At 63.9% G+C, this 24,860-nt stretch carries 23 protein-coding genes and 1 tRNA gene; 12 read left to right on the top strand and 12 right to left on the bottom strand.

The window, feature by feature from the left end; genetic code table 11:
- Positions 1-66: 66 nt before the first annotated feature.
- From NKJ80_RS19675 to argJ, 4 genes are all read right to left on the bottom strand, one after another.
- Complete coding sequence (locus NKJ80_RS19675; RefSeq protein WP_023686679.1) at positions 67-375, bottom strand: hypothetical protein; 309 nt, start codon at positions 373-375, stop codon at positions 67-69.
- Positions 376-472: 97 nt separating this feature from the next.
- Entirely contained in the window at positions 473-889 is a 417-nt protein-coding gene (mutT, locus tag NKJ80_RS19670; protein WP_023685791.1) for an 8-oxo-dGTP diphosphatase MutT, read from the bottom strand.
- Positions 886-1,635 (bottom strand): GNAT family N-acetyltransferase, encoded by a 750-nt coding sequence (locus tag NKJ80_RS19665; protein ID WP_023713717.1) that lies wholly within the window; start codon positions 1,633-1,635, stop codon positions 886-888. The genes mutT and NKJ80_RS19665 overlap by 4 nt, the downstream gene beginning before the upstream one ends.
- Before the next feature lie 29 nt (positions 1,636-1,664).
- Positions 1,665-2,906, bottom strand: coding sequence for a bifunctional glutamate N-acetyltransferase/amino-acid acetyltransferase ArgJ (gene argJ / locus NKJ80_RS19660; RefSeq protein WP_023672988.1), 1,242 nt, complete (start codon positions 2,904-2,906; stop codon positions 1,665-1,667).
- 115 nt (positions 2,907-3,021) lie between these two features.
- Between argJ and NKJ80_RS19655 the strand changes: the two genes are divergently transcribed.
- Both NKJ80_RS19655 and NKJ80_RS19650 read left to right on the top strand, forming a co-directional pair.
- Positions 3,022-4,305, top strand: coding sequence for a caspase family protein (locus NKJ80_RS19655; protein ID WP_352498160.1), 1,284 nt, complete (start codon positions 3,022-3,024; stop codon positions 4,303-4,305).
- A gap of 130 nt (positions 4,306-4,435) precedes the next feature.
- A complete protein-coding gene (locus tag NKJ80_RS19650) occupies positions 4,436-5,023 on the top strand; it encodes a TetR/AcrR family transcriptional regulator (protein ID WP_352463222.1) in 588 nt (195 codons plus the stop codon).
- A 46-nt stretch (positions 5,024-5,069) separates the two neighbouring features.
- Here NKJ80_RS19650 and NKJ80_RS19645 read toward each other — a convergent pair whose 3' ends face one another.
- A complete protein-coding gene (locus NKJ80_RS19645) occupies positions 5,070-5,990 on the bottom strand; it encodes a peptidylprolyl isomerase (protein WP_023804562.1) in 921 nt (306 codons plus the stop codon).
- Positions 5,991-6,234: 244 nt separating this feature from the next.
- Between NKJ80_RS19645 and secA the strand changes: the two genes are divergently transcribed.
- Entirely contained in the window at positions 6,235-8,967 is a 2,733-nt protein-coding gene (gene secA, locus NKJ80_RS19640; protein WP_352498159.1) for a preprotein translocase subunit SecA, read from the top strand.
- Between the two features lie 222 nt (positions 8,968-9,189).
- On the opposite strand, the gene NKJ80_RS19635 is transcribed toward secA, so the two are convergent.
- The gene (locus NKJ80_RS19635) at positions 9,190-11,778 is read right to left on the bottom strand and encodes an ATP-binding protein (protein ID WP_352498158.1); all 2,589 of its coding nucleotides are present in this window, start codon (positions 11,776-11,778) and stop codon (positions 9,190-9,192) included.
- Between the two features lie 244 nt (positions 11,779-12,022).
- Here NKJ80_RS19635 and NKJ80_RS19630 point away from each other — a divergent pair, with 244 nt between their 5' ends.
- The 4 genes from NKJ80_RS19630 (at position 12,023) to NKJ80_RS19615 (ending at position 16,189) form a co-directional block, all read left to right on the top strand.
- Complete coding sequence (locus NKJ80_RS19630; RefSeq protein WP_023685308.1) at positions 12,023-12,295, top strand: DUF4242 domain-containing protein; 273 nt, start codon at positions 12,023-12,025, stop codon at positions 12,293-12,295.
- Between the two features lie 441 nt (positions 12,296-12,736).
- Complete coding sequence (locus NKJ80_RS19625; protein WP_352498157.1) at positions 12,737-13,240, top strand: hypothetical protein; 504 nt, start codon at positions 12,737-12,739, stop codon at positions 13,238-13,240.
- Between the two features lie 265 nt (positions 13,241-13,505).
- Positions 13,506-14,909, top strand: a complete 1,404-nt coding sequence (locus NKJ80_RS19620) for a lipopolysaccharide biosynthesis protein (protein ID WP_023735177.1) — start codon at positions 13,506-13,508, stop codon at positions 14,907-14,909.
- Complete coding sequence (locus tag NKJ80_RS19615) at positions 14,909-16,189, top strand: GNAT family N-acetyltransferase (protein WP_023698693.1); 1,281 nt, start codon at positions 14,909-14,911, stop codon at positions 16,187-16,189. Before NKJ80_RS19620 ends, NKJ80_RS19615 begins: the two co-directional genes overlap by 1 nt.
- 20 nt (positions 16,190-16,209) lie before the next feature.
- Here the strand turns inward: NKJ80_RS19615 and NKJ80_RS19610 are convergent, their stop codons facing one another.
- Together NKJ80_RS19610 and NKJ80_RS19605 are read right to left on the bottom strand one after the other, a co-directional pair.
- Positions 16,210-16,824 (bottom strand): hypothetical protein, encoded by a 615-nt coding sequence (locus NKJ80_RS19610; protein WP_050589749.1) that lies wholly within the window; start codon positions 16,822-16,824, stop codon positions 16,210-16,212.
- A 63-nt stretch (positions 16,825-16,887) separates the two neighbouring features.
- Positions 16,888-17,802 carry a hypothetical protein gene (locus tag NKJ80_RS19605; protein ID WP_023735178.1) on the bottom strand — a complete coding sequence of 305 codons (915 nt, stop codon included), beginning with the start codon at positions 17,800-17,802 and terminating at the stop codon, positions 16,888-16,890.
- 606 nt (positions 17,803-18,408) lie between these two features.
- Here NKJ80_RS19605 and NKJ80_RS19600 point away from each other — a divergent pair.
- Together NKJ80_RS19600 and NKJ80_RS19595 are read left to right on the top strand one after the other, a co-directional pair.
- Positions 18,409-19,560 carry a YncE family protein gene (locus NKJ80_RS19600; RefSeq protein WP_023694009.1) on the top strand — a complete coding sequence of 384 codons (1,152 nt, stop codon included), beginning with the start codon at positions 18,409-18,411 and terminating at the stop codon, positions 19,558-19,560.
- 139 nt (positions 19,561-19,699) lie between these two features.
- Complete coding sequence (locus NKJ80_RS19595; protein WP_023673757.1) at positions 19,700-20,275, top strand: cation efflux transmembrane domain-containing protein; 576 nt, start codon at positions 19,700-19,702, stop codon at positions 20,273-20,275.
- Between the two features lie 188 nt (positions 20,276-20,463).
- Here the strand turns inward: NKJ80_RS19595 and NKJ80_RS19590 are convergent.
- A tRNA-Leu gene (locus NKJ80_RS19590) sits at positions 20,464-20,548 on the bottom strand.
- Between the two features lie 206 nt (positions 20,549-20,754).
- Here NKJ80_RS19590 and NKJ80_RS19585 point away from each other — a divergent pair.
- Positions 20,755-21,339, top strand: coding sequence for a YqaA family protein (locus NKJ80_RS19585; protein ID WP_023815696.1), 585 nt, complete (start codon positions 20,755-20,757; stop codon positions 21,337-21,339).
- Positions 21,340-21,401: 62 nt separating this feature from the next.
- Positions 21,402-21,920 (top strand): disulfide bond formation protein B, encoded by a 519-nt coding sequence (locus NKJ80_RS19580; RefSeq protein WP_352498156.1) that lies wholly within the window; start codon positions 21,402-21,404, stop codon positions 21,918-21,920.
- Positions 21,921-22,186: 266 nt separating this feature from the next.
- Here NKJ80_RS19580 and NKJ80_RS19575 read toward each other — a convergent pair whose 3' ends face one another.
- Positions 22,187-22,744 carry an HNH endonuclease gene (locus NKJ80_RS19575; protein ID WP_008874122.1) on the bottom strand — a complete coding sequence of 186 codons (558 nt, stop codon included), beginning with the start codon at positions 22,742-22,744 and terminating at the stop codon, positions 22,187-22,189.
- Between the two features lie 109 nt (positions 22,745-22,853).
- Positions 22,854-23,513: a DNA-3-methyladenine glycosylase family protein gene (locus NKJ80_RS19570; protein WP_352498155.1), complete on the bottom strand. Its 660-nt coding sequence runs from the start codon at positions 23,511-23,513 to the stop codon at positions 22,854-22,856.
- Positions 23,514-23,587: 74 nt separating this feature from the next.
- Here NKJ80_RS19570 and gluQRS point away from each other — a divergent pair, with 74 nt between their 5' ends.
- Positions 23,588-24,463 carry a tRNA glutamyl-Q(34) synthetase GluQRS gene (gene gluQRS / locus NKJ80_RS19565; RefSeq protein WP_023833373.1) on the top strand — a complete coding sequence of 292 codons (876 nt, stop codon included), beginning with the start codon at positions 23,588-23,590 and terminating at the stop codon, positions 24,461-24,463.
- On the opposite strand, the gene NKJ80_RS19560 is transcribed toward gluQRS, so the two are convergent.
- A complete protein-coding gene (locus NKJ80_RS19560) occupies positions 24,464-24,751 on the bottom strand; it encodes a hypothetical protein (RefSeq protein WP_023701414.1) in 288 nt (95 codons plus the stop codon).
- Positions 24,752-24,860: the final 109 nt, after the last annotated feature.

The raw sequence follows: 24,860 nt of genomic DNA, 5'->3' as shown, positions 1-24,860 counted from the left end.
AAGCTTAACAGGCTGTGAAATGGGCCTGCGTTGAGGAAGTTCTCAAGCTGGTGTCGACCTTGTTGGTCAGCAGTCGCCGCTGCGTTGGCCGTCGGCGCGGATGATGCAGACTGAGTTCGGTGAGGGCTGCAGCACGCTTCTGCGCAGCGTATAGGTGGCCCGCGAGCCGATCGAACCCGTGCTCATCGGGTCGAGACCGCCTGCAAGAGCATCGCGGCTGGACGATCGCGTCTGGTTGTCCAGCACGGGGACCGCGATCAGCGCCAGCGCCACTGCGGCCGAGCCGAACAACAGCGTGACGCGCAATAAGCCGACGCCGGCGGCGCGAAAGCTGCGATCTGGCCGGATCGAGTCCCATTCCCTGTCGAGGCTCATGCAATCGCTCCCCGCGAACCCGCTTTGCCGCAATTTTTCACGACGAGATAAATCTTCCATTAACGCTGGCTAGATCAGACCGCGAAATGGCTTTGTATCACAACAGGTCGATGAGGAACTGGATTAGCGGCGCGTCGGCCGGCGGCATGGGATAGTCGCGCATCTGCTTTGGCCGCACCCATTTCAACGCCTGCCCTTCCCTGGGCTGCGCGATGCCGCGGAAGCGGCGGCAGACGAACAGGGGCATCAGGAGATGGAAATCATCATAGGAATGGCTGGCGAAGGTGAGCGGCGCCAGGCAAGGAATGTCAGTCTCGATGCCGATTTCTTCCTGCAGTTCGCGGATCAGGCATTGTTCCGGCGTCTCGCCTGGCTCTACCTTGCCGCCGGGAAATTCCCACAGGCCGGCAAGCTGTTTGCCCTCGGGCCGCTGCGCCAGAAGCACCCGCCCATCGGTATCGACCAGCGCGCACGCGGCGACCAGCAGCAGGCGTTTGCCGGTGATCTCGCTCATGCGCCCGGCGGCCGGCGATAGTGGTAGCGATAGACTTCGTCGAAGCCCAGCGAGCGATAGAGCGCCAGCGCCGGCGCATTGCCGGCCTCGACCTGCAGCCAGGCTTCGCGAGCGCCACGCAGCCTCGCCCACTTCAGCGCCGACAGGATCAGGTTGCGGCCATGGCCCTGATTGCGCGCCGACTTGGCGGTGGCGATCTCGAACAGACCGGCAAGATCGCCGTCATGGACGCAGATCAGCACCGCCAGAGGGTCGGCCCCTTCCTCCAGCGCAAACAGCCCGACTTCGGGTTGGATAGCGCCGATGATTTCCGAAAGACCGGGCCGCAGCGATGCATCCGAGCCGCTGACCTTGAGCGACGCGCCGAGAAAGCGGCTGATATCCTTCAGCGGAATCTGGTCCATGGCCGGCGCCAGTTGCGCGTCCGCCAGCGGCAGCCGCATCACCAGGGATTCGTCGAATGTGCTCCAGCCCTCATTGTCGAGATGCTTGGCTAGGTCCGGCCCCGACAGCGGCGAGATGCGGAAGGTCAGCGGCCTGCCATAGGCGTCGAAGCGCCGGCTGGCGCGGCCGATGCGCTCGGCAATGTGCTGGGTGTCGCCGGGATCGAGCGGGTTGACCGAGTTCAGCCGCTTGGCCGGATGGCCGGCTGTCAGCCGCACCACCCAGGTGCCGTCATAATGCACGGCCGCCGCCGGCCAGGCGCGAAACCCCGCAGCCTCGTAGCGGCGCACGATGGCGAGCATGCTTGCCGGATGCCTGGAAGCCAACTCCATCAGCTCCGGTAATCGCCATTGATGGCGACATATTCCTTGGTGAGGTCGCAGGTCCACACCGTCGCCTTGCCGCGGCCGATACCGATATCGGCGCGGATGCGAATGTCGTCGCGCTTCATATAGGCCGAGGTCGCTTCCTCGGAGTAGCCCGGGTCGCGTTCGCCCTCATGCGCCAGACGGTTGTCGCCGAACCAGATCGACAGCCGGTCGCGATCGGCCGGCTCGCCGGCCTTGCCGACGGCCATGACGACGCGGCCCCAATTGGCGTCCTCGCCGGCAACCGCCGTCTTGACCAGCGGCGAATTGGCGATGGACAGCGCGATGCGCTTGGCCGAGCGCGCCGATTTGGCGCCGGTAACGGTGACTTCGACCTGCTTGCGGGCGCCCTCGCCGTCGCGCACCACTTGCAGCGCCAGCGATTTGAGCACCTTGCCCAGCGCCCGGCGGAACGCGCCGAGACGCGCATCCTTGGGATCGCTGATGGCGGGCGCGCCGCGCTTGGCAGCGGCTCCGGTGGCGAACAACAGCAGCGTGTCGCTGGTCGAGGTGTCGCTGTCGACGGTGACGGCGTTGAAGGTCTTGGCCGTGCCGCGCGACAACAAGTCCTGCAGCACGGGGGCGGCGATCGGCGCATCGGTGGCGATGAAGGACAGCATAGTCGCCATATCGGGCGCGATCATGCCGGCGCCCTTGGAGATGCCATTGATGATGACGTCGGTGTCGCCGAGCTTGACCGTCGCTGTCGCCACTTTCGGATAGGTGTCGGTGGTCATGATGGCCTTTGCGGCCTCGGTCCACAGATCCGGCTTGCCGTCCTTGACCAGTCCGGCGAGCAAATGGCTGAATTTGGTGGTGTCGAGCGGCTCGCCGATTACCCCGGTAGAAGCGAGGAACACTTCGCCTGGCGTGCAGCCTGCGGCCTTGGCCGCGGCCTCGCCGGTCAGTTGGGTGGAGGCGCGGCCCTTCTTGCCGGTGAAGGCGTTGGCGTTGCCGGAATTGACGACCAGCACCCGCGCCTTGCCGGCGCCAAGGTTCTCGCGGCAGAAGTCGACCGGCGCCGAGGGGCATTTCGACTTCGTGAACACGCCGGCAACCGCTGTGCCGGCATCGAAGACCATGGCCAAGAGGTCGGTACGGTTCTTGTACTTGATCCCGGCCTCTGCGGTGGCGATGCGCACGCCCTCAATGGCAGGCATTTTGGGATATTTCTTCGGCGCGAGCGGCGAAATCGTTGCGGACATTGGAGACCTCGGGCGAGGGAAAAACGCTGGGCGAAGGCCGGTTTGCCCGATAGCACGGCCCGGCGCAAGGGCGTTTTCTTGGCCGCCGCTGTCGGCAAGCCACCAGGGATTAAGCTTGCATTTCAAATCCGTTGGCGTCACCGGGGCCTCTGGCGTTATGATATCGGCCATGGGCAGGCTGGTGATCTTGGCGGTGGCGTTTATGGGGCTTTTGCTCCTGAGCGCCGATGCGCAGCCGGAACGGCGCGTGGCGCTGGTCATCGGCAATGGCACCTATGCCGAAGCCGGCACGCTCACCAATCCGGTCAACGATGCGCTCGATATTGCCGGCAAGCTGCGCTCGATCGGCTTCGAAGTCATCGAGGGCAACGATCTCGGCAAGCGCGAACTCGAGCGCAAGATCGGCGAATTTTCCGATGCGCTGGAAGGTGCGGGCGTCGGGCTTTTCTATTACGCCGGCCACGGCCTGCAGGTGGAAGGGCGCAACTACATCGTGCCGGTCGACGCCCGGCTCGACATGCCGGTCAAGCTGCAGCTCGAAGCCGTGCCGATCGACGAAGTCCTCGACATCATGGAGCAGCAGACCAAGGTCAGCCTGGTCTTTCTCGATGCCTGCCGCAACAATCCCTTTGCCCGCAGCCTGAGCCGCACCGCCACCACGCGCTCGGCAACGGCGCTTGCCGGTCTGGCGCAGTTCGATTCGACGCGCGGCTCCTTCATCGCCTTCTCGACGGCGCCAGGCGCTGTCGCCATGGACGGCACCGGACGCAATTCGCCGTTCGCCGCCGCCCTGCTGCGGCACATGGCCGAGCCCGGCCAGAGCATCAACGACATGATGATCGCGGTGCGCCGCGACGTGGTCTCCGAAACCCGCGAGGGACAGCGCCCATGGGAACAGGGTTCGCTGCTCGAACGGTTTGAGTTTGTGCCCGGCGGCGAAACGGTCGCACAGCCGAAGCCCGCCGTCCCCCCGGCGCCCGAAACAAAGGTTGCGGCACTCGAACGGTCTGTAGGCGACGACAAGACCGCAATCGAGAAATTCCTGCGCGACGACTATCTTGCGCCCGATGCCGCGGCGATCGGCGAGACCGTCAAGCGGCTCTATGCGCCTTCCGCCACCATCTTCGGCACGCGCTATGACAGCGACGCCGTCGTCAAGCTCAAGACGGACTGGTTCGCGCAATTTGCATCCTGGTCGTTCAGTCTCGAGCCCGGCAGCCTCGAGGTGACGCCGCAGGGCGAGAACCGCGCCGAAGCCGTGTTCGCGATGAGCTACGACTATATGTCGAAAGACAAATCGGCGGCGCGCATGACCGGCAAGGCACGAGTCACGCTTGGGCTGGTGAAGAGCGACGGCCAGTGGCGTATCGCCTCGGAAACCTCGCAAGCGATGAACTGAAATCCCCGCGAAGCGAATGTGAGACCTGCTTCTACAAGCGCTGGAAACGGGCCGTTTCGTTTGCCTGCCAGCTCACCTATATTGCCGGCGAGATTGTTGGCGAGGGCAGACATTGTTGGCGAGGACAGACATGGGCGAGGATCCGGCCCGCAGATCGATCGGGGCGCGGCGCAACCCAGACAGCGCCGAGGCCATTCTCGAGGCCGCGGAGGCGGTGCTGGTCGAGGCCGGCTATGCCGGCTTCTCCATAGAGGCCGTGGCGCGGCGGGCGCGCGCCGGCAAACCCACGATCTATCGCTGGTGGCCGAGCAAGGCGGCCCTGCTGCTGGAGGTTTACAAGCGGCAAAAGCGTGTCGACGTCCCCGATACCGGCAGTCTCGAAGACGACCTCGTCGGTTTCCTGAGGAACCTCTTCGCGCATTGGCGCGACACATCCTCGGGCAGCGTATTCCGCTCGCTGATCGCCGAGGCCCAGTCCGACGAAGCGGCGGCCGCGGCCCTGACTGGCTATGCCGATGGGCGCGTGTCCCACATCGCTCGGATCATCGAGCGCGCCAAGGCGCGCGGCGAGGTTGCGGCCGATATCGACGCAGCGCTGGTCGCCGACCTCATCGCTTCCTATGCCTGGAAACACCTTTTGACCAACCGGCTGGACGAAGATGAGGCGACAATCCGTGCCACTGTCCGCTATGTGATGTCCGGCATCTCCCGCAATTGAAAAGGGCGCCGAACGGCGCCCTTTGCATGTTTTTTCGGTGCCGGCCTTACTTGCCGGCTTCCATCGTGTCGACGGCCTTCTTCAGATTGGCGTCGGGGATTTCAACCTTTGCGGCACCGCGCAGCTGCTTGACCAGTGCGAAATACTTGTCGCGGATCACCGCCTGCTTGGCCTGGTCCTTGACGTCGTCGAAGGCCGGCGGCTGTTTGGTGCGCTTGTCCTCGAGCTTGATGACATGCCAGCCGAATTGCGTTTGCACCGGCTCCTTGGTGTATTTGCCGATTTCGAGCGCAACTGCCGCCTTGTCGAATTCCGGCACCATCTGCCCCGGGCCGAACCAGCCGAGATCGCCGCCATTGGTCTTGCCCGAGGGATCGCTGGTATGCTCGTTGGCGAGCTTCTGGAAGTCGGCGCCGCCATCGAGCTGCTTGATGATCGCCTCGGCCTCTTCCTTCGTCTTCACGAGGATGTGACGGGCATGAATCTCATTGACCGGCGGCGTGCTGGCGATTTCCTGGTCGTAGCGGGCGCGCACCTCGGCATCGGTAACCTTGTCGACGACGCCCTTCTCGACCATCTCGCCATGCAGCGCGCGCTGCTGCAGGAACGCCATGCGGCGCTGGAATTCGGGATCCTTGTCGAGCCCGGTAGCGACCGCCTGGGCGGCCATGACGCGGATTTCGATGGCCGCCGAAAGGGCCGCGGCGCGGCGCTGCTCGGGTGGCAACTGCGAGAACTGCTGCGACAGCTCGCCCTCGGCAAGCCCAAGGTCCGCCTCGGTCAGCTTCTGGCCATTGACTGTAGCGATAACGGTGTTCGGATCGACGGGGGCTGCCGCCGGCGCTGCTGCGGCATCGGCCGGGGCGGGAGCGGCTTCCTGGGCCATCAGCGGAGACAGCGACAGGGCCGACAGGCCGAAAGCCAGGCCAAGGCTGGCGAGCGACGCACGGCGAAACAGTAGGGACATCAAGATTAACTCCAAGGGGGGATTGGTAGGGCTTGCAGATCAGCCGGATTGTGGCGGAATTTGGCGCTGCCCATAGGGCTAACGCGGCGTTGACATCAGTTGAGCCCCCTCTTATCTGTCCAACGACTTTGCGTCCAGAACCGTTTTCCGGGCGCTTTTTGTGTTTGTCCGCGTTTCACGCGGAATTGATGGGGCCGGCCGGCGCTCATCTCAAGATTGAGAATTCTATCGAAAGGACCATCGGATGGTCAGTCTCGGCGGTCTCGCCCGTAAGGTTTTCGGTTCCTCCAACGATCGTCGCGTAAAATCGACCCGGCCGCGTGTCGAGGCGATCAACGCCATGGAAAACGAGATGCGGGCGCTGTCCGACGCCGAGCTTCAGGCCCGCACGAAAAAATTCCGCCAGGATATCGCCAACGGCGCCACGCTCGATGACCTGCTGGTGCCGGCCTTCGCCACCGTCCGCGAGGCATCCCGCCGCGTGCTCGGCATGCGCCCGTTCGACGTGCAGCTGATCGGCGGCATGGTGCTGCACAATGGCGGCATCGCCGAAATGCGTACCGGCGAGGGCAAGACCCTGGTCGCCACCCTGCCCGTTTATCTCAACGCGCTTGCCGGCAAGGGCGTCCATGTCGTCACCGTCAACGACTACCTTGCCACCCGCGACTCCGAATGGATGGGCCGCGTCTACAAATTCCTCGGCCTCTCGGTCGGCGTCATCGTCCATGGCCTGTCCGACGAGGAACGCCGCGTCGCCTACGCGTCCGATGTTACCTATGCCACCAACAACGAGCTCGGCTTCGACTATTTGCGCGACAACATGAAGTATGAGCGCGCGCAGATGGTGCAGCGCGGCCACAATTACGCGATCGTCGACGAAGTCGATTCCATCCTGGTCGACGAGGCGCGCACGCCGCTGATCATTTCCGGTCCGCTCGAGGACCGTTCAGAAATGTACAACACCATCGATGCCTTCATGCTGCAGCTCGGCCCGGCCGACTACGAGATCGACGAAAAGCAGAAGACCTCGATCTTCACCGAGGAAGGCACCGAGAAGCTGGAAAACCTGCTGCGCGCGGCCGGCCTGCTCAAGGGTGAGTCGCTCTATGACGTCGAGAACGTCGCCATCGTCCACCACGTCAACAACGCGCTGAAGGCGCACCGGCTGTTCCAGAAGGACAAGGACTACATCGTCCGCAACGACGAGATCGTCATCATCGACGAATTCACCGGCCGCATGATGCCGGGGCGCCGCTATTCGGAAGGCCTGCACCAGGCGCTCGAAGCCAAGGAGCATGTGGCGATCCAGCCGGAAAACCAGACGCTGGCATCCGTCACCTTCCAGAACTATTTCCGCCTCTACAAGAAGCTGTCCGGCATGACCGGCACGGCGCTGACCGAGGCCGAGGAGTTCGGCAACATTTACGGCCTCGAAGTCACCGAGATCCCGACCAATCTGCCGGTCATCCGCAAGGACGAGGACGACGAGGTCTACCGGACGGTCGAGGAGAAGTACAAGGCGATCGTCAAGGAGATCAAGGAAGCGCGCGCCAAGGGCCAGCCGACGCTGGTCGGCACCACCTCCATTGAAAAATCCGAGCAGCTGGCCGAGCGCCTGCGCAAGGAAGGGTTCAAGGATTTCGAAGTGCTGAACGCCCGCCATCACGAGCGCGAAGCGGCCATCGTCGCCCAGGCCGGCAAGCCCGGCGCCATCACCATCGCCACCAACATGGCGGGACGCGGCACCGACATCAAGCTCGGCGGCAACGCCGAGATGCGCATCGAGGACGAACTGGGCGACATGCCTGCTGGTCCCGAGCGCGAGGCGCGCGAAAAGGAAATCATTGCCGATGTCGAGCGCCTGAAGGAAAAGGCGCTAGCCGCCGGCGGCCTCTACGTGCTCGCCACCGAGCGCCATGAATCGCGCCGCATCGACAACCAGCTCCGCGGCCGCTCCGGCCGCCAGGGCGACCCCGGCCGTTCGAAATTCTTCCTGTCGCTGCAGGACGATCTGATGCGCATCTTCGGCTCCGAGCGCATGGACGGCATGCTGCAGAAGCTTGGCCTCAAGGAAGACGAGGCCATCATCCATCCGTGGATCAACAAGGCGCTGGAAAAGGCGCAGAAGAAGGTCGAAGCGCGCAACTTCGATATCCGCAAGAACCTGTTGAAATACGACGACGTCTCGAACGACCAGCGCAAGGTGGTGTTCGAGCAGCGCATCGAATTGATGGACGGCGAAGGCCTGTCCGAGACGATCGCCGAGATGCGCGAAGGCGTCATCGAGGAGATCGTCACCAAGAACATCCCCGAAAACGCCTATGCCGAGCAGTGGAACGTCGCCGGCCTCAAGGCCGAGGTCGCCGAATTCCTCAATCTCGACCTGCCGGTCGAGGACTGGGTCAAGGAAGAAGGCATTGCCGAGGACGACATCCGCGAGCGCCTGACCAAGGCCGCCGACGCCGCCGCCAAGGAGCGCGCCGAGCGCTTCGGCCCAGACGTGATGAGCTATGTCGAACGCTCGGTGGTGTTGCAGACGCTCGATCATCTGTGGCGCGAGCACATCGTCAACCTCGACCATCTGCGTTCGGTCGTCGGCTTCCGCGGCTACGCCCAGCGCGATCCGCTGCAGGAATACAAGAGCGAGGCGTTCGAGCTGTTCCAGGCGCTGCTCGGCAATCTGCGCCAGGCCGTCACCGCGCAATTGATGCGCGTCGAACTGGTCCGCCAGGCCGCCGAAGCGCCGCCGCCCGAAGCGCCGGAAATGTTCGGCAGCCACATTGACGGCACCACGGGCGAGGACGATTTCGAGGGTGGCGAGACCGCACTTCTGGTTCGCCAGGAGAGCAACGCCATCGTCGCTCCCGAAGACCGCGATCCGAACAACCAGGCGACCTGGGGCAAGATCGGCCGCAACGAAGCCTGCCCCTGCGGCTCCGGCAAGAAATACAAGCACTGCCACGGCGCGTTTGCCTGATTTCAGCGGCTAGGTCGGCGGGACAGCACCCCCCTCCGGCCTGCCGGCCATCTCCCCCTCAAGGGGGGAGATCAGCAGCTTCGGCGCCGTAACTTCTTTCAATTTCGACAATTGGCGAAAGCCACAGTGACAGCCAATCTTCCCCCTTGAGGGGAGATGTCCGGCAGGACAGAGGGGGGGTACGAAGGATCGCGACCTCTCGGTCCAACCATCGTCAAACCCTCACAACAACCCCGAATCGCGCGCCGCCGCCGTCGCCTCGCCGCGCGACACCGCATCCAGCTTGCCCAGCACCGCCGAGACATGGTGATCGACCGTCTTTGGCGAAATCGTCAATTGCTCGGCGATCCGCTTGTTTGACAGGCCGCGTTCGATCAGCTGCAGCACCTGCATCTGGCGCAAGGTGAGGCCGGCGAGGTTGGCGCGCGTCGAGCGGCGCGGGCCGCGGGCGATGCCGCCAACGCCGTTCTTGCGCATGATATCGCGCAGGCGCTGGGCCGCCGGCCTTGCCCCCAGGCCGTCGAAAATATCCAATGCCAGACGCTGCCCCTCGTCATCGCCGAGGATGAGCGCCAGTCCGCGCTCGTATGGCGCATTCAATTCGGACCAGAGTGCCGAAGCCGAACGCCAGTCGCCGGTCAGGAGCAGCCGGTATGGTGTCGCCATCTCGGCGGTGTCGCCGGCCGGCATATCGGGAGAGAGCAATGTTCGCCACAGAGCCAGCTCACCGACATGGGCACGCGAGCGCACCGGCGTTTCGGCGCGGGTGATCAGCGCCAGCGCCTCTTGCCTGTCGGCCAGGCCCAGCCATGCCTGCTCCGCCATCAGCGCCGCGTAAGAGCTCAGCATCTGCAGGTCGCCGCCGCTTCCGACCAGACGCGCCATTTCGGCGAACAGCGGCTCGGCCGAGGGATCGCCGCGCCTCAGGCGCAGTTTCGCCAGTGCCAGCAGCGCCGGAAACCGGCCCACGGTGGTTGTCCGCTCATTGTCGATGACATCGCTTGCCGTCGCGGCGGCCTCATCCCATTGGCCCTGACGCAGTTGCACATCGGCCAGCATGCCCCTGAGATAGTCGCGCCAGGTGCCGAGGTCGTTCTCGGTGCAATAGTGGATGCCGCTCTCGAGCACCGGACGTGCCGCGTCGTAGCTCATCTGGGTGATCTCGAAACAGGCGCGGTTGGTGAAGGCGCGCGCGGCATGTTCCTGGAAATTGCCTTGGAGCGCAATTTCAAGGCTTTCGTCGAGGCGCAGGCGTCCGGCATCCGGATTGAGCCACTGCTCGACGCAGCCGACATTGTTGAGGGCATGCGACGCGATGTCGGGACGGTTCATGCGCGCAGCCAGCGCCGCTGCCTTCTCGCCATAGAACAGCGTGTCTTCCACCCTCTCCGAAAGCATCGCCAGATGCGAAAGGTTCGAATAGGCCATGGCGAGTTCGGGACCGGCGGGAGCCGCTTCCAACATAGCCACAGCCTCGGCGCCGAAGGCGGCCGCCGCCTCGCGGTCATCGCCCATTTCGCTCAGCCGGGAGAGCCATCTCAGGCTGTCGCCCTCCTTCAGCCCGTTGCCGTCTGCCTGATGCAGTCGGCGCGCCTCGCCCTGCGCCGCAAGCGCGTCGTCGATCTTGCCGATGAGATGACACTCGAACGCATGGCTTTCGTAGAGTACCGCACGTTCCGTGGCCGGCAGGCTGTCGGCCTGCTGCAAGGCGATTTCGTAATAGCCGGCGGCATCGCGATGGGCGCCGACACGCGACGCTTCGCGCGCGGCGATTGGCGCGAGTTCGCGCACCGCCGCCAGATTGTGCGCCTCGACCGCATGATGCACCAGGCGGCCTGTGGAGACGTCGCCATTTTCGAGCAGTGCCGCCAGCGCACGCTGGTTGAACTGCCGCCTGTGCGACGTCGTCAGCATCATTTCGATGGCGCGTCGCGCGATGTCGTGGCGGAAGGCGTAGCCGTCGCCCAGATCGTCAAGCAGGCCGTTGGCGACACACTCGGCCAACTGGCCGGCGCTGGCGACGCCGCACAGGCCTTGCAAGGCCCAGGCGTCGGCGCGGCGCGGAAACACCGACACCGCGTCGAGCATGGCCCGGGCGCCAACCGACAGCCGCTCGGCCCGCGCCAGCACCGCGTCGCGCACGCTTGCCGGCAGCGCCATTTCGTTTTCGGCGCACAACAATTCGGTGACGAAGAAGGCATTGCCTGCGGTCGCCCGGTAGATGGCGTCGCCATCGCGGCCAGCCGCATCGGCGAGCGACAGCACGGCCGCCTCGCTGAGCAGCGGCACGTCCATGCGCGCCACGCTGCCGGCCGGGATTTCGCCAAGGGCGCGGCGCACGCGCATCTGTCCTTCGCTGCGGTCGGTGCGCGCCGTGAGCAACAGCAGGATGTGGGTGTTGGCGATACGCCGGCCGAGGAAGCGCACGAAATCGAGCGTCGCATCGTCGGCCCAGTGCAGGTCTTCGATCACCAGCAGGCTCGGTCCCTTGGCCGCAAAGGCGTCGAGCGCGTCGGAAAACAGCGGCAGTCTCTGCCCATGCCGGGCATCGATGGCGCGCGGCAGCGCCCATTGCGCTTCACGGGCCAGATCGTAGAGCGGCCCCAGCGGATCTGGGATTGACAGATCCTCGCAAGCGCTGCGCAACATTGCCGCGCTTTGCCCCACACGGGCCGCGAATGCCTCGACAAGCGCCGTCTTGCCGGCGCCGGCCTCCCCGGCCAGCACGGCGACGCGGCCATGGCCGCCTATTGCATCGCCAAGCAGGCTCTCCAACTGCTGCAGCTGCGTCTGCCGTTCCAGAAGCATCATTATCATCGTCTCACAGGATCGGAGTTTTCCCACCATGGCGGGCCGCTCACGATTAGCCCGTGAAGAAAGCGCCGCAATGTGACTTTGCACACATTGCCGTGCCTCTTTCCACAAAGAACGACGCCAATATAGGGAATCGTCCCGTCCAATATGGGGAATCGTTCCGATGCGCGGGCCGGGCCGGCGTGGTCAACGTCCAGCAGCGCTCCGATCGAGCGTGAATCAATGGAAAAGGAAGTCTTCCATGCCTCGCTATCTGATTGAACGCACATTTCCGGACGGCCTCAACATTCCGATGACCGACATCGGCGCCACTGCGGTCGGCGGGGTCGTCATGCGCAATGCCGAAAAGGGCGTCACCTGGATCCAGTCCTTCGTCACGCCCGACAAGAAGCACAGCTTCTGCATCTACGACGCGCCGACGCCCGAAGCGATCCGCAGCACGGCTCAGAAAAACTCGCTGCCGGTCGACAAGATCACGGAGGTGCGGGTTCTTGACCCTTATTTTTACCTCTGATCCTGCGTTCGGTCGCCACGACGATGAGCATCAAACTGTCCTTCGCGGCCGTGGCGAACTGCCTGATGGCCTGCCGCTCGGCGGAATCGGGCCTGTCCTGGGAAAGACCGTCCGGCCAACCTCCGTGCTCGGCCGTCTATGGCGGTTCGCGACGAGGCTGCCTGCGTATCTGTCTGAAAGGCGGCGCTTGCCCCCGGAAGGCGACTATCTGAGGCGCGACATCGGGCTATCGGAGCGGGACGTCCCGCAGGAATATTGGCAATATTACTTTTGGGATCGTTGATTTTGCACGGTTTTTAAGGGCTGCGGCCAAAGCCCGGCAACGGAAGCCGCATCGCATGAACCGGGACGGATAAACCAAATCCTAAACCAACGCCGCAGCGTTTCGGGCAGCCTGATCGGCCGCCGTCGCCTCGAGCGTCAACAAACGGACGGAAGACCATGACCATAACTCTTTGGACGACACGCTTCGCGGCTTTCGCCGCCATCTCGATCGCGGCGGGTGCGGCCGCCCAGGCGCACGACGCCAACCCGTTGGCCGAAAAGGTGCGCGCAGCCAACAGCCGCTTCGAGAATGTGGCAGCCGCCACCGCCGAAGGCTATGCCCCCATCCCTTGCGCCAGCGGCATCACCGGCGGGGCCATGGGCATCCACTATGTCAACGGCGCCTATCTCAAGGACGATGCCGTCGATCTCGCCAAGCCCGAAGCGGTCATGTACGAGCCGGCGGCCGACGGCAGCCTGAAGCTGATAGCGGTCGAATACATCACCTCGAAAGGCCCGGCCTCGCTCGAAGGCCAGCTGTTCAACTTCAACAGCGCCCCCAACCGCTACGGCCTCGGCCCGTTCTACGAACTGCACGTCTGGGCATGGAAACAGAACCCGACGGGCGCCTTTGCCGACATGAACCCGAACGTGTCGTGCGACGCCATGAAGGGGATGTAACGCCTCACATGTGACACCTCGGGCACCGGACATCCGGTGCCTGGCCATCCCCCCTTGGCGGGGGAGGGGCGAGCGAAACGCCGACCGGCTCCCCAGTCTTCCCCGGCGTTCGCTCGCCTTTTATTATGCCCCGGCATACGATGACGCACCTTGCACACGCGGCCGTCCTTGGCCCCTCGGCGCACCCGCACCTGCCCACCCTTTCTTAAGGTGTTTCGGATACATCGAAAGCTTGGAAACAGGCGGAAAACGGAGAGACATCGGGGTGCGCTTTTCCGCGGCGACGACGGCCGGGCGGTTCTTGCCGCAGCGCTTGGCGCTGCGCATGGGGCCTCTGCTTGGCCGCATCGATGCGGTGCTGTTCACCGCCGACGAGCGCGGCGAAGCCGGGCGCATGTCGCTGATCGCCTTTGCCATCCGCATCGTCAGCGCCGTTATCGCCTTCATCAGCCAGGTTCTGATGGCGCGCTGGATGGGCTCGTTCGAATACGGCATCTTCGTCCTCGTCTGGGTGACGATGGTCATCGTCGGCAACCTCGCCTGCCTCGGCTTCCACACCTCGGTCATCCGCTTCATCCCCGAATACCGCGAACGCAACATGCTGGCCGAGCTGCGCGGCATCGTGGTCGCCAGCCGCCTGTTCGTGCTGATTGCCTCGACCGCGATCGCCGGACTTGGCGCACTGGGCGTCTGGCTGTGCGCGAACTGGATCGAGAGCTACTATGTGATGCCCTTCATCCTCGGCCTGTTCTGCCTGCCGATGATCGCCATGGGCGATCTGCTGCAAGGCCAGTCACGCGCCAATTCCTGGGCGTTGTTTGCGTTGTCGCCAACCTATCTGGTGCGGCCGGTGCTGATCCTGGCGCTGATGGCGCTGATGCTGGCAATGGGCTATGCGCCCGACGCCAGGACAGCGATCTTCGCTTCGATCGCCGCCACCTACGCCACCACGCTCGGCCAGCTCATCGGCGTGACCACACGCATGGGCAGGAATATCCCGGCCGGGCCGATGAAGGTGCATTTCGCCGAGTGGTTCATCGTCTCGCTGCCGATCTTCCTGGTCGAGAGCTTCTTCTTCCTGCTCACCAACGCCGATGTGCTGATGGTCGGCGCCTATCTTCAGCCCAATGATGTCGCCGTCTATTTCGCCACCGTCAAGACGCTGGCGCTGGTGCATTTCGTCTATTTCTCCGTCAAGGCCGGCGTTGCCCAGCGCTATGCGCAGTTCACCCATGGCGAGCCGGAAAAGCTCGCCGCCTTCGCCCGCGAGACCGTGTCGTGGACGTTCTGGCCGTCGCTGCTGATGGCGCTGCTGGTGCTGGCGCTCGGCGAACCGATGCTGGTTCTGTTCGGCCCGGAATTCACCGCCGGCTATCCGCTGTTGTTCCTGCTGGTGTTCGGCGTCGTGGCGCGCGCCGCCGTCGGCCCGTGCGAAAGCCTTCTGACGATGAGCGGCAACCAGAACATCTGCGCCGCCGTCTATGCCATGACGCTGGCCTTCAACATCGGTCTCAACGTGGTGCTGATCCCGTTCTTCGGCCTGTGGGGCGCGGCGATCGCCACCAGCCTCGCCATGGTCTTCGAGGCCAGCGCCCTGTCCTTCACCGTCTGGCGCAAGCTCGGCATCGTCATGCTGATCTTCGTGCCCGCTGCCGAGGGAGCCGCCTGATGGCCGCCATCCCGCTGATCGAGGAAACCAGCGGCGGTCCGGCCGGCGCCATGGTGTCCGGCCTTGCCGGCCTGGCGCGCGACGCCGATCCGGCGCATCTCGAGATCCTCGCCAACAACCGGCCGCTGCGCAAGCTGGCGATCTATCCGGCTTCGGCCGGCTTCGAACTGGTCGAGGAACTCGACTATCTGTGCACCCGCACGATCGAGCCCAACGTCTTCTTCAACCCGCGCTTTCTGGCGCCGGCCATGCCCAGGCTGGAAGATCGCGAGGTCAAGCTGGCGGTGATCCGCGACGGCGACGAATACCGCAACCGGCTGCGCCTGCTGGTGCCGTTCTCGGTCGAACGGCCGGCCGTGCCGCTCGGCGTTCCGGTGATGCGCACCTGGTCGAGCCCGTTCGGCCCGATCGGCACGCCGCTGGTCGACCATGACGACCCCATCGGCGTCGTCGAGGATTTCTTCGGCATGCTGTCGCGGCCGCATCTCAAGTTGCCGAAGGTCTTCGTGCTGCCCGACATGCGCCTCGACGGCCCGTTGGCCAGCGTGCTGGCCACCGTTGCCGAGACGCGCGGCCTGACAATGGTCACCACCGGCAAGGCGGACCGGCCGGTGCTCGAAAGCACCCTCGACGGCGAGGCCTATTTGAAAGCATCGCTGCGCGCGCACCACTACCGCGAATTCCGCCGCCTGAAACGGCGCCTGGGGGATCTCGGCAGGCTGGAGCATGTCGTGGCGCGGGGACCGGACGAAATCCGCCACGCCATCGAAAGTTTCCTGACGCTGGAGGCGGCCGGCTGGAAGGGCCGCGAGCGCACCGCCATGGCCATCGACCGCTACCGCGCCGCCTTTGCCCGCGAAGCCGTGCACCGGCTGGCCGAGCACGACATGTGCCGCATCCATTCGCTGACGCTGGACGGCCGCACGATCGCCTGCCTGGTCGTCTTCGTCGAGGCCGGCGTCGCCTACACCTGGAAGACCGCCTATGACGAGACGCTGGCGACCTATTCGCCGGGCACGCTGCTGATGATCGAGGTGACCAGGCAGCATCTCGACGACCCCAACATCATGATGACCGATTCCTGCGCCGTGCCCGACCACCCGGTGATGAGCCGGCTGTGGAGCGAGCGCAAGCCGATGGGCTCGCTGGTGATCGGGCTGACGCCGGATGCCGACCGCCTCGCCCGCCAGGCCGCCTCGCAGCTGCACCTCTACCGCGAAACCCGCAACATGGCCCGCCTGCTGCGCAATCGCGTGAAGAGTTTGCTGGGACGGCGATAGAGCCGATGGCCTGCGCGTTGTTATAGTGGCGGAGCGCGACCGGGCTTCTTGATCTGAGACTTTGTAGTAATCGCGGCAGCTGGCGGTTCCGGTTTTTGGACCGGCGGGAGGGGGGCTGGAATTGGGGGGCTATCGGGCGCCTTGGGAGCGCTGGTGCCGACTTTGACCAACATGGCAGAAATCTTCCACTGCCGGTCGATAGGAGCGAAAACAAGTTCGAAGTTTAGCTGCATCGCGGCAGAGGGAAAAAACCCTGCCATATGCAGCATGCCGTTGGATTCGATTTGCGGCATCAACGTCAATTGCGGCTCGAGCACGGCTACACCGCTGAGATCAAGCCCTTCGTTGCGCTGCTTCGCGAAAATCTCACCCAGCCGAGCAGGGTTGTTGGCTTGAAAGTCCGGGGCGCCAAGCTCACGCAGCACGGAATAATTTCCGGTCCTGTTTGCATGGTCGAGTGCCAGCAATGTGGACCTGACCAAGATCAGGACGCCATTGTGGTCGATGTCCGCCGGTTTTGGGGCGTCGGACACCTTGGACGCCGAACGACCATCCTTCTTAGCCTGTGCGTGGGCGGGAAGCACTTGCAGGCAGCAGACGGCCATGACCAAGGCCAGCCACGTCAATCGGCGCATTTTTCACACCCTCCGGCCAAGGCCGCCGGCTCTTGCTCCATCCTCGGCGCTTGCAGGCAGGCGCTAAAACTCGCCGGCTAGACCGAGGCGGAAACCATGGCTGGTTCCACCGCCATAGGCATAACCCGCGGTGAACGCGAAAGGTTCATCGAAGTCGAGGCGATGAGCGAGCGAGCCACCGAACGCCGTTTCACCCTTGAAATAACCGACATTGCCGGCCCAGCTCGTGCGGCCCGGAACGGACGGCATTGGGGCAGTTGTCATTGCTATTGCCGCTGCGATGCCCTGACGGGCCTCGGTGCGATTCTCGGAAATCTCCGTCCCTAGTTCAGAGAAGCCGCTCTCCAGCGCGCCGACTCGTCCGTCGAGCGATGCGATATCGCTGGTGTTTGTCGTCACACGCGTATCGAGCGACGCGAGCATGGTGTCGTGTCCGGCAAGCCGGCCGTCTTGCTCCGTATCCTTCGCTTCCGTCTGCGTGATCCGCGTCTCGTGATTGGCGAGGGTGGTGTCCTGCTGGACGTTTTTGGTCTCGACGCCGGTGAGCCGAGTATCTTGCTGCGTGTTCTTGGCTTCGACATCGTCTAGTCGGCCATCCTGCTCAATGTTCTTTGCTGAAGCGTCGCCGACGACGCCGTCAACATAATCCTTGTTGGCCGCATCCGTTCCTGCCGTCGGGGTGCCGACGTTCGTTACGATGTTGCCACCCATATCAACCGCTCCACCGAAGGTCGCCGCACCCGTCGCCGCGTCGAAATTAATTTGGCTGCCGTTGGGGCCAATAGTGATACCCGGTGCGGGCACAAAATAATCGTCGGAGTCCGAACAATCGTCGTTTATTGTGGTGCCGATCACGCCGGCAAAGCTGCAGATCGTGTTCTCTGGATCTCCCGCGTCACCACCGAAGACGACCTGTGCCGAAGCTGGCGCTACCGAAGAAAGCATGAGAATGAGAAAAAACACTGACAGCGAGGCCACTACGCAGCCAAATCGGCTCTCGTGAGAAGCTTTGCAAGTTGAGTCCATCACGCCCTCCACCACCATTCCCTGCGTAAAGGTGATCGGCGGCCCAAGGTTGAGTCAATCGTCAATAGCGGTTTTCCTCCCGAATCCAGGCCCAGCTCGGCGACATGGCGTTCTCGATGTTGCTCCTGAGCAACAACTTATGCGGTCATTAGCAGGCAGTGTGTCAACCTGTGTGCAAGGTGGACGAGGAGATCCGAGGACGTTCGCAACGTGAGGTAATGATGGAAGCCATGCAATATTGCGAGCGAAATTGAGCGCTTCGGCGGCAGTCCGGACGTGGGCAATCTCAGTGCAGACGGCAGACAGCTTTGACTGTCCGGCCGCTTCGATGGCGGCGCTGTAGCGCGGTCAAGGCATCCGACGCGCCAAAGCAGGCTGATATTGACCGAAACGGATTTTGATCTTGGTTGCTATCGAGCCGCTTGTGCTCGCGATACAGGTCACCAATGACTGCGCCAACCGCGCGGGGAGCCTGAGAAAAGCCACTGGATCAACGGCAAGACACCAGCTATGGGTCGGCGCGGCAATTTCGGCCGGCCTTCACGACAAGCCATCCTGATGATCAGAACCTTTTTGCGTCACGCCGGTCCCCGTGCGGCCTTTTTGCTGCTTGCGCTGCTGCCTGTCCGCGCCTGGGCCGATAGCTGTCCCGAGGATTGCAGCGAGCCCGCGCCGTCCATCAACATCTACAGCCACACCGCCGCCAGCCATCTCAGCCCGGCCACGCTGGGTGCACTGCCGCGCGTCTATGTGCCGAACCGCTCCTCCAACAGCGTCACGGTGATCGACACCATGACACTCAAGGAAGTCGACAGGTTCCCGGTCGGCAGCAAACCGCAGCACGTCGTGCCGTCCTGGGACCTGAAGACGCTCTGGGTCGCCAACAATGGCACCGGCAAGAACGGCAGCCTGACGCCGATCGACCCGATGACCGGCAAGCCCGGCCCGCAGATCGCCGTGGACGATCCCTACAATTTGTATTTCATGCCGGGCGCGGCCATCGTCGTCGACGAAGCCCTGGAGCGGCTCGATTTCCGCGATCCTCACACCATGGCGCTAATGTCGAGCCTGCCGACGCCCACTTGCCCCGGCATCAACCACGCCGAATTCTCGGTCGACGGGGCCTACGCGATCTTCACCTGCGAATACGGCAATGGCGGATTGGCAAAGATCGACCTGAAGAACCAGAAGGTGCTTGGCCATCTCGACTTCTCGAAAATGGGCATGCCGCAGGACATCCGCCTCTCGCCCGACGGCAAGGTTTTTTACGTCGCCGACATGATGAATGACGGCGTGTTCCTCGTCGATGGCGACAGTTTCAAGGAGATCGGCTTCATCCCGACCGGCATCGGCGCCCATGGTTTCGTCGTCAGCCGCGACGGCAAGCGGCTCTATGTCTCGAACCGGGGCTCGCACAAGATGGAGCAGGGCCAGGCAAAGGGACCGGGCAGCGTGACCGTGATCGACTTCGCCACCCGCGCGGTCGTCACGCAATGGCCGATCCCCGGCGGCGGCAGCCCCGACATGGGCAATGTCAGCGCCGACGGCAAACAACTATGGCTGTCCGGCCGCTTCGACAGTGCCGCCTACATGATCGACACGACATCGGGCGCGGTGACCAAGTTTCGGGTTGGCTCAGAGCCGCACGGCCTGACGGTGTGGCCACAGCCGGGGCGGTATTCGCAAGGGCATACGGGGAATATGCGCTAAGTCCGTGTTCGAGGCGCGGCTCGCACGCAAAAGGTCGCAAGGGCAACCGCCCATCGGCCGGGACCCGGAACGAGCAGGGGCTTTCCTTGGAAACCGCGAAGCTGTAGCTCCACACACTGGTTTCGGATACTGCCAGAAGATGAACCTTCGCCGCATCGTCCTCATCGTCGCGCTTCTCAATCTTGCCTATTTCGGGATCGAGTTCGCTGTGGCGCTCGCCATTGGATCAGTGTCCCTGTTCGCCGACAGCATCGACTTTCTTGAAGATGCTTCCGTGAACCTCCTTATCCTGCTCGCACTTGGGTGGTCTGTGCGCTCCCGTGCGCGGGTGGGGATGGCATTGGCGCTCATCCTTCTCATGCCGGGTCTGGCAACGCTCTGGACGGCTTGGGAGAAGTTCAACGTGCCGGTGCCGCCGCAGCCCATCGCCTTGACCTTGGCGGGACTTGGCGCTCTCGCCGTCAACCTGTCCTGCGCCTACATGCTGGCCGCGCACCGGCATCGTGGCGGCAGCCTCACAAAGGCGGCCTTCCTGTCGGCCCGCAACGACGCCTTGGCCAACATCGCCATTATTGCCGCAGGGTTGGTCACGGCCTTGCTCTGGCATTCCGCGTGGCCCGATTTGGCGGTGGGATTGGGGATCGCGGTCATGAACGCCGACGCGGCCCGCGAAGTGTGGGAAGCTGCCCGTGAAGAACACCGTGCGGCGGCCTGAGAGCACGTAGAGCGGGGCTACCGGCCGCCGCTGATTGGCGCTATCGCTGTCATCCTCAGCAGCCGCGGTTGGCTCTGTGTTCGAGGCACTGTTCGAACCCGGAGGGTTCGCAAGGGCGACCGCCCGTCGGCCGGTCAGGCCGCCCCATCGGAGCCCATGAGCGAAGCGAACTGGCGTGAGATCAAAAATGGTGCCCCTAGCCGGAATCGAACCAGCACTCCTTGCGGAACTCGATTTTGAGTCGAGCGCGTCTACCAATTCCGCCATAGGGGCTCAGGCCAGGAGGCCTGGATGGGCGCGGACTATACGGTCGGAGGCCTGTTCGTCAACTGGCCAAATGCGCCGCCGTGCCGTGCTTGCGGCAAAAGCCCGCCTTTCTGTTTCATGACGCTCCTGCCATTGTGCGGCGCGGAAAATCTTTCTAGACAGACGCGCATCAAAGCGCGTTGCGTCTGGGCAACCTGCATCCAGGAGAGCCGATGCTTCGCGGACTTTACGACTGGACCTTGTCGCTGGCGGCCCGCAAATCCGCCGAATGGTGGCTGGCCTTCATCGCTTTCGTCGAAAGCTCGGTGTTTTTCATACCTGCCGACGTCTTGTACCTGCCCATGGCGTTGGCGCGGCCCGAACGCGCCTATCGCTACGCGCTGACCGCTACTGTCGCGTCGGTGCTGGGCGGCATTGCCGGCTGGCTGATCGGTTACTATGCCTACGACACGATAGCACGGCCGATGCTGGAGCACTTTGGCGGCCTTGACGCGTTCGAGAGGTGGCAGTCGGCCGGCACCGGGCTGATGCTGGTGCTGCTCGTCACATCGGGTGCCGCCCACCTGCCGCCGATCAAGGTGGTCACCATTCTGGCAGGCGCCCTCCACGTCAATCTTTTCGTCTTCATCGTCTCCGCCATCCTGGCGCGTGGCGCTCGTTTCCTGCTTCTTGCCTGGCTGCTGCGCCGCTATGGCGAGGAGATCAAGGAATTCATCGAGAAGCGTTTGGGATTGATCGTCGGCGCCGGCGCCGCCGCCCTGATTTTGCTCTATATCCTCGTCAAATACGCCTTCTGACCGCCCAAGGTGGGCGGTGGGTCAGGACTATGCCGGCGGACGGCGAATTCAACGGACGAAACATGACAGCCACGATGACAGCCGATACCGGACGCCAGCGGACGCGCACCGCTTTGTTTCTCGCCGTCGCCATGGCCGCCACGGTCGGCTCCGCGCTCGCCTTCCAGCACATAGGCGGCTACATCCCCTGCCATCTCTGCCTGGAGCAGCGCACGCCCTATTATATCGGCGCCCCGCTGATGCTGCTGGCGGTGATTGCCTCGACGCTCAGCGCGCCCGCATGGCTGACGCGCGGCCTGCTTGCCGTCGGCGGCCTGCTGATGCTCTACGGGCTCTATCTCGGCGTCTATCATTCGGGCGTCGAATGGGCCTGGTGGCAGGGCCCGGCCGATTGCACGGCCGGCGCCGGCCCGGTCGACACCGGCGGCAAGGGCGTGCTCGACGCACTCGACAAATTCGTGCCGCCATCCTGCGACAAGGCAGCCCTTCGTATCCTCGGCCTGTCGCTGGCCGGCTGGAACGCCATCGCCAGCTTCATCCTCGCCGCCGTCGCCTTTCGCGGCGCGCTGGCCCGCGATTAATCAAGTGCGAGGTCGCGCCATGCGGCCAGTCTCTAAATGTTGGCACCGCCCCTCATTGCCCTGCCGGGCATTTCTCCCCGTATAGTGACGGGGAGAAAGACGCAGTCATCAATGGTTTCGCCAATCCCGAACGCTGAAAGAAGGGCGCCAAATTTGCAGCCAATTCCCTTCTCCCCGTCACTATACGGGGAGAAGGTGGCGGCAGCCGGATGAGGGGCAGCACCTGACATCGGCGATTGCCCTGGCAAGGCCGATCGCGCCAATCCCTACGGCTCCAACTCCACATCCCAGTAGAGATAATCCATCCAGCTTTCATGCAGATGGTTGGGCGGGAACAGCCGGCCATTGTTGTGCAGGTCGTGCACGGTCGGCTGGTAGGGCTTCTGCAGCGGCCACATCTTGGCGTGCGCCGGCATCATGCCGCCCTTCCTCAGATTGCAGGGTGAACAGGCGGCCACGACATTCTCCCACGTCGTCGCCCCGCCGCGATGGCGCGGGATGACGTGGTCGAAGGTCAGATCCTCGGGCGTGCCGCAATACTGGCACTGGAAGCGGTCGCGCAGGAACACGTTGAAGCGGGTGAATGCCGGGTGCCTCGACGGCTTCACATAGGCCTTCAGGCTGACGACGCTGGGCAGCTTCATCGAAAAGGTCGGCGAAGACACCGCATGCTCGTATTCGGCGACGATGTTGACCCGGTCGAGGAACACCGCCTTGATGGCGTCCTGCCAGGACCAGAGCGACAAGGGGTAATAGCTGAGCGGACGGTAATCCGCATTCAGCACCAGCGCAGGAAGCCCATCCGGAGATACGGCAACCGTCACTTGTTGACCTCCTCGTTCTAGAACCGATCGGCGCGGATACTGTAAGCCCGACATGACAGGGATGTGAAGCGGATTGTCATCAGCCAAAAGCGGCAAAAATGCAGGATTTTCATGCCTTTTTACGGTTTGAGGCCGGAGGTGCTGCGTCCCGGCCCCTGGTTTCGCGATAATAGGACCAGAAAAGCCGCGATGCGACGCCTCGCCACGGGCTCCATGATTCGGCCAGAGCGATCAGCGTTTTCTCCGGCGGACGCGGCTCTATGCCGAGCGCGTGGCCAACCGCGCTCTGCAGCGCGACGTCGCGCGCGGGGAAAATATCGGGGTGGCCGGCGGCAAACAGGAGATAGACTTCCGCCGTCCACGGGCCGATGCCCGGCACCGCGATCATAGCCGCGATCGCCTCTTCGGCGTCGAGCGAACAGAGGTGATGCAGGTCGAGCCCCTCAACCACGGCCTGCGCAACCGCGATCAGACCGCGCTGCTTCGGCCGCGACAGCCCAGCCTCACGAAACATGTCCTCGCCGGCGGCAAGGATCGCCTGCGGCGTTAGCGGATCGACCAGTTTCACCAGCCGGCCGAAAATGGCATCGGCGCTCGCACGGGATACTTGTTGCGAAACGATAATGGAGGCCAGGCTTCGAAAGCCGGGCTCCGACAGCCGCAGCGGCACCTCGCCGGCCATGCCGCGCACCTTTTCCAGGCGCGGATCGATTGCGCAAAGCGCATCCAGCCCGCGCGCAATATCGTCCAGTGTCGCGATGCGTTGCATGTTTTCTTGTTCCTGAACCGACCTCACGGTAGCAATTGGCAAAACCGCTGCACAACCCGATTGCCGCTTGTGAGATGACGCTCCTGACATTCCGCTTCGCGCCGAGCCCGAATGGCGAACTGCATCTCGGCCATGCCTATTCGGCACTGCTCAACCAGCAACTGGCGCGTGCGGCCGGCGGCCGCCTGCTGCTGCGCATCGAGGACATCGACACGATCCGCTGCACGCCTGAATTCGAGGCCGGCATCTTTCGCGACCTCGAATGGTTAGGTCTCGAATGGGAACAGCCGGTGCGGCGCCAGGCCGAGCATTTCTCCGACTATCAGGCCGTGCTCGACCGGCTGGTCCGCGAAGAACTCGTCTACCCTGCCTTTATGAGCCGTGGCGAGATCAGGGCCTTCATCGCCGACAGCGAAAAGCGCGGCCGCGGCTGGCCGCGCGACCCGGACGGCGTGCCGCTTTATCCCGCCGCCGACAAGGCGCTGCCGGTCAGCGAACGCAACCGCCGCATCGCCGAAAATGCGCCCTTCGCCTGGCGCCTCGACATTGATGCAGCGCTGGCGCGCGTCGGCACGGATTTGTCCTGGCGCGAATTCACCAACGAGACGCTTTCGGCGACGCAGCGTGTCGAGGCGCGTCCGCAGGACTGGGGCGACGTCATTCTGGCGCGCCGCGACATCCCGACCAGCTATCACCTGGCCGTCGTCGTCGACGACGCTCTGCAAGGCGTCAGCCATGTCGTGCGTGGCCGCGACCTTTATTCCGCGACCGGCATCCAGCGCCTGCTGCAGGAACTGCTCGGCCTCGGCCAGCCGCAGTATTTCCACCACCGTCTCATACTCGGACCGGATGGGCGCAAACTGTCGAAGAGTTTTGCTGATACCGGCCTTGCCGCGCTGAGGCAGGCAGGCATGTCGCCGGACGATGTCAGGCGGCTGGTCGGGCTCTGACTAAAGCCGGGCTAGCCCCGCCTTGAGCAGCGCCAACGCGCCGATAAACGCGAAGGCGCCGCCCAGTCCCCAGGCAACCGCGAGCTTCAGATCTCTCAGGACGATGCCATGTTCGTTCGCGGCCATGACCGCGACGAAAAAGCCGAGCGTGAACAGCAATGTGTTGCCGGTCGACCCAAAACCGTCCTCCTGCATGATGGCGTCGAGCGCTGAACCGAAGAAGAAGCCGAACACGGCCACACTGGCCACCGTCATCAACAGCCAGCTTGTATCGAGATGCAACAGCATGCGCGCTCCCTGTCGAAGCCAAAACGCCATGTCGCCGGATCGATCGACAGAAGTCGATTGCCCTGACGCCGCCTTTTGAATTCGGCCACCTCCTACATCAGGATGAGCT

The organism is Mesorhizobium sp. M0030, assembly GCF_040323695.1.
GTDB lineage: Bacteria > Pseudomonadota > Alphaproteobacteria > Rhizobiales > Rhizobiaceae > Mesorhizobium.
Note: the sequence above shows the minus strand (reverse complement) of the source record. Positions and strands in the feature narration are given on the sequence as shown.

Bases quoted from the DNA above. Each gene is read 5' to 3' on its own strand.
- NKJ80_RS19675 (WP_023686679.1), bottom strand. From the start codon at position 375: ATGAGCCTCGACAGGGAATGGGACTCGATCCGGCCAGATCGCAGCTTT.
- mutT (WP_023685791.1), bottom strand. From the start codon at position 889: ATGAGCGAGATCACCGGCAAACGCCTGCTGCTGGTCGCCGCGTGCGCG.
- NKJ80_RS19665 (WP_023713717.1), bottom strand. From the start codon at position 1,635: ATGCTCGCCATCGTGCGCCGCTACGAGGCTGCGGGGTTTCGCGCCTGG.
- argJ (WP_023672988.1), bottom strand. From the start codon at position 2,906: ATGTCCGCAACGATTTCGCCGCTCGCGCCGAAGAAATATCCCAAAATG.
- NKJ80_RS19650 (WP_352463222.1), top strand. From the start codon at position 4,436: ATGGGCGAGGATCCGGCCCGCAGATCGATCGGGGCGCGGCGCAACCCA.
- NKJ80_RS19645 (WP_023804562.1), bottom strand. From the start codon at position 5,990: ATGTCCCTACTGTTTCGCCGTGCGTCGCTCGCCAGCCTTGGCCTGGCT.
- secA (WP_352498159.1), top strand. From the start codon at position 6,235: ATGGTCAGTCTCGGCGGTCTCGCCCGTAAGGTTTTCGGTTCCTCCAAC.
- NKJ80_RS19635 (WP_352498158.1), bottom strand. From the start codon at position 11,778: ATGATGCTTCTGGAACGGCAGACGCAGCTGCAGCAGTTGGAGAGCCTG.
- NKJ80_RS19630 (WP_023685308.1), top strand. From the start codon at position 12,023: ATGCCTCGCTATCTGATTGAACGCACATTTCCGGACGGCCTCAACATT.
- NKJ80_RS19625 (WP_352498157.1), top strand. From the start codon at position 12,737: ATGACCATAACTCTTTGGACGACACGCTTCGCGGCTTTCGCCGCCATC.
- NKJ80_RS19615 (WP_023698693.1), top strand. From the start codon at position 14,909: ATGGCCGCCATCCCGCTGATCGAGGAAACCAGCGGCGGTCCGGCCGGC.
- NKJ80_RS19610 (WP_050589749.1), bottom strand. From the start codon at position 16,824: ATGCGCCGATTGACGTGGCTGGCCTTGGTCATGGCCGTCTGCTGCCTG.
- NKJ80_RS19600 (WP_023694009.1), top strand. From the start codon at position 18,409: ATGATCAGAACCTTTTTGCGTCACGCCGGTCCCCGTGCGGCCTTTTTG.
- NKJ80_RS19595 (WP_023673757.1), top strand. From the start codon at position 19,700: ATGAACCTTCGCCGCATCGTCCTCATCGTCGCGCTTCTCAATCTTGCC.
- NKJ80_RS19585 (WP_023815696.1), top strand. From the start codon at position 20,755: ATGCTTCGCGGACTTTACGACTGGACCTTGTCGCTGGCGGCCCGCAAA.
- NKJ80_RS19580 (WP_352498156.1), top strand. From the start codon at position 21,402: ATGACAGCCACGATGACAGCCGATACCGGACGCCAGCGGACGCGCACC.
- NKJ80_RS19570 (WP_352498155.1), bottom strand. From the start codon at position 23,513: ATGCAACGCATCGCGACACTGGACGATATTGCGCGCGGGCTGGATGCG.
- gluQRS (WP_023833373.1), top strand. From the start codon at position 23,588: ATGACGCTCCTGACATTCCGCTTCGCGCCGAGCCCGAATGGCGAACTG.
- NKJ80_RS19560 (WP_023701414.1), bottom strand. From the start codon at position 24,751: ATGCTGTTGCATCTCGATACAAGCTGGCTGTTGATGACGGTGGCCAGT.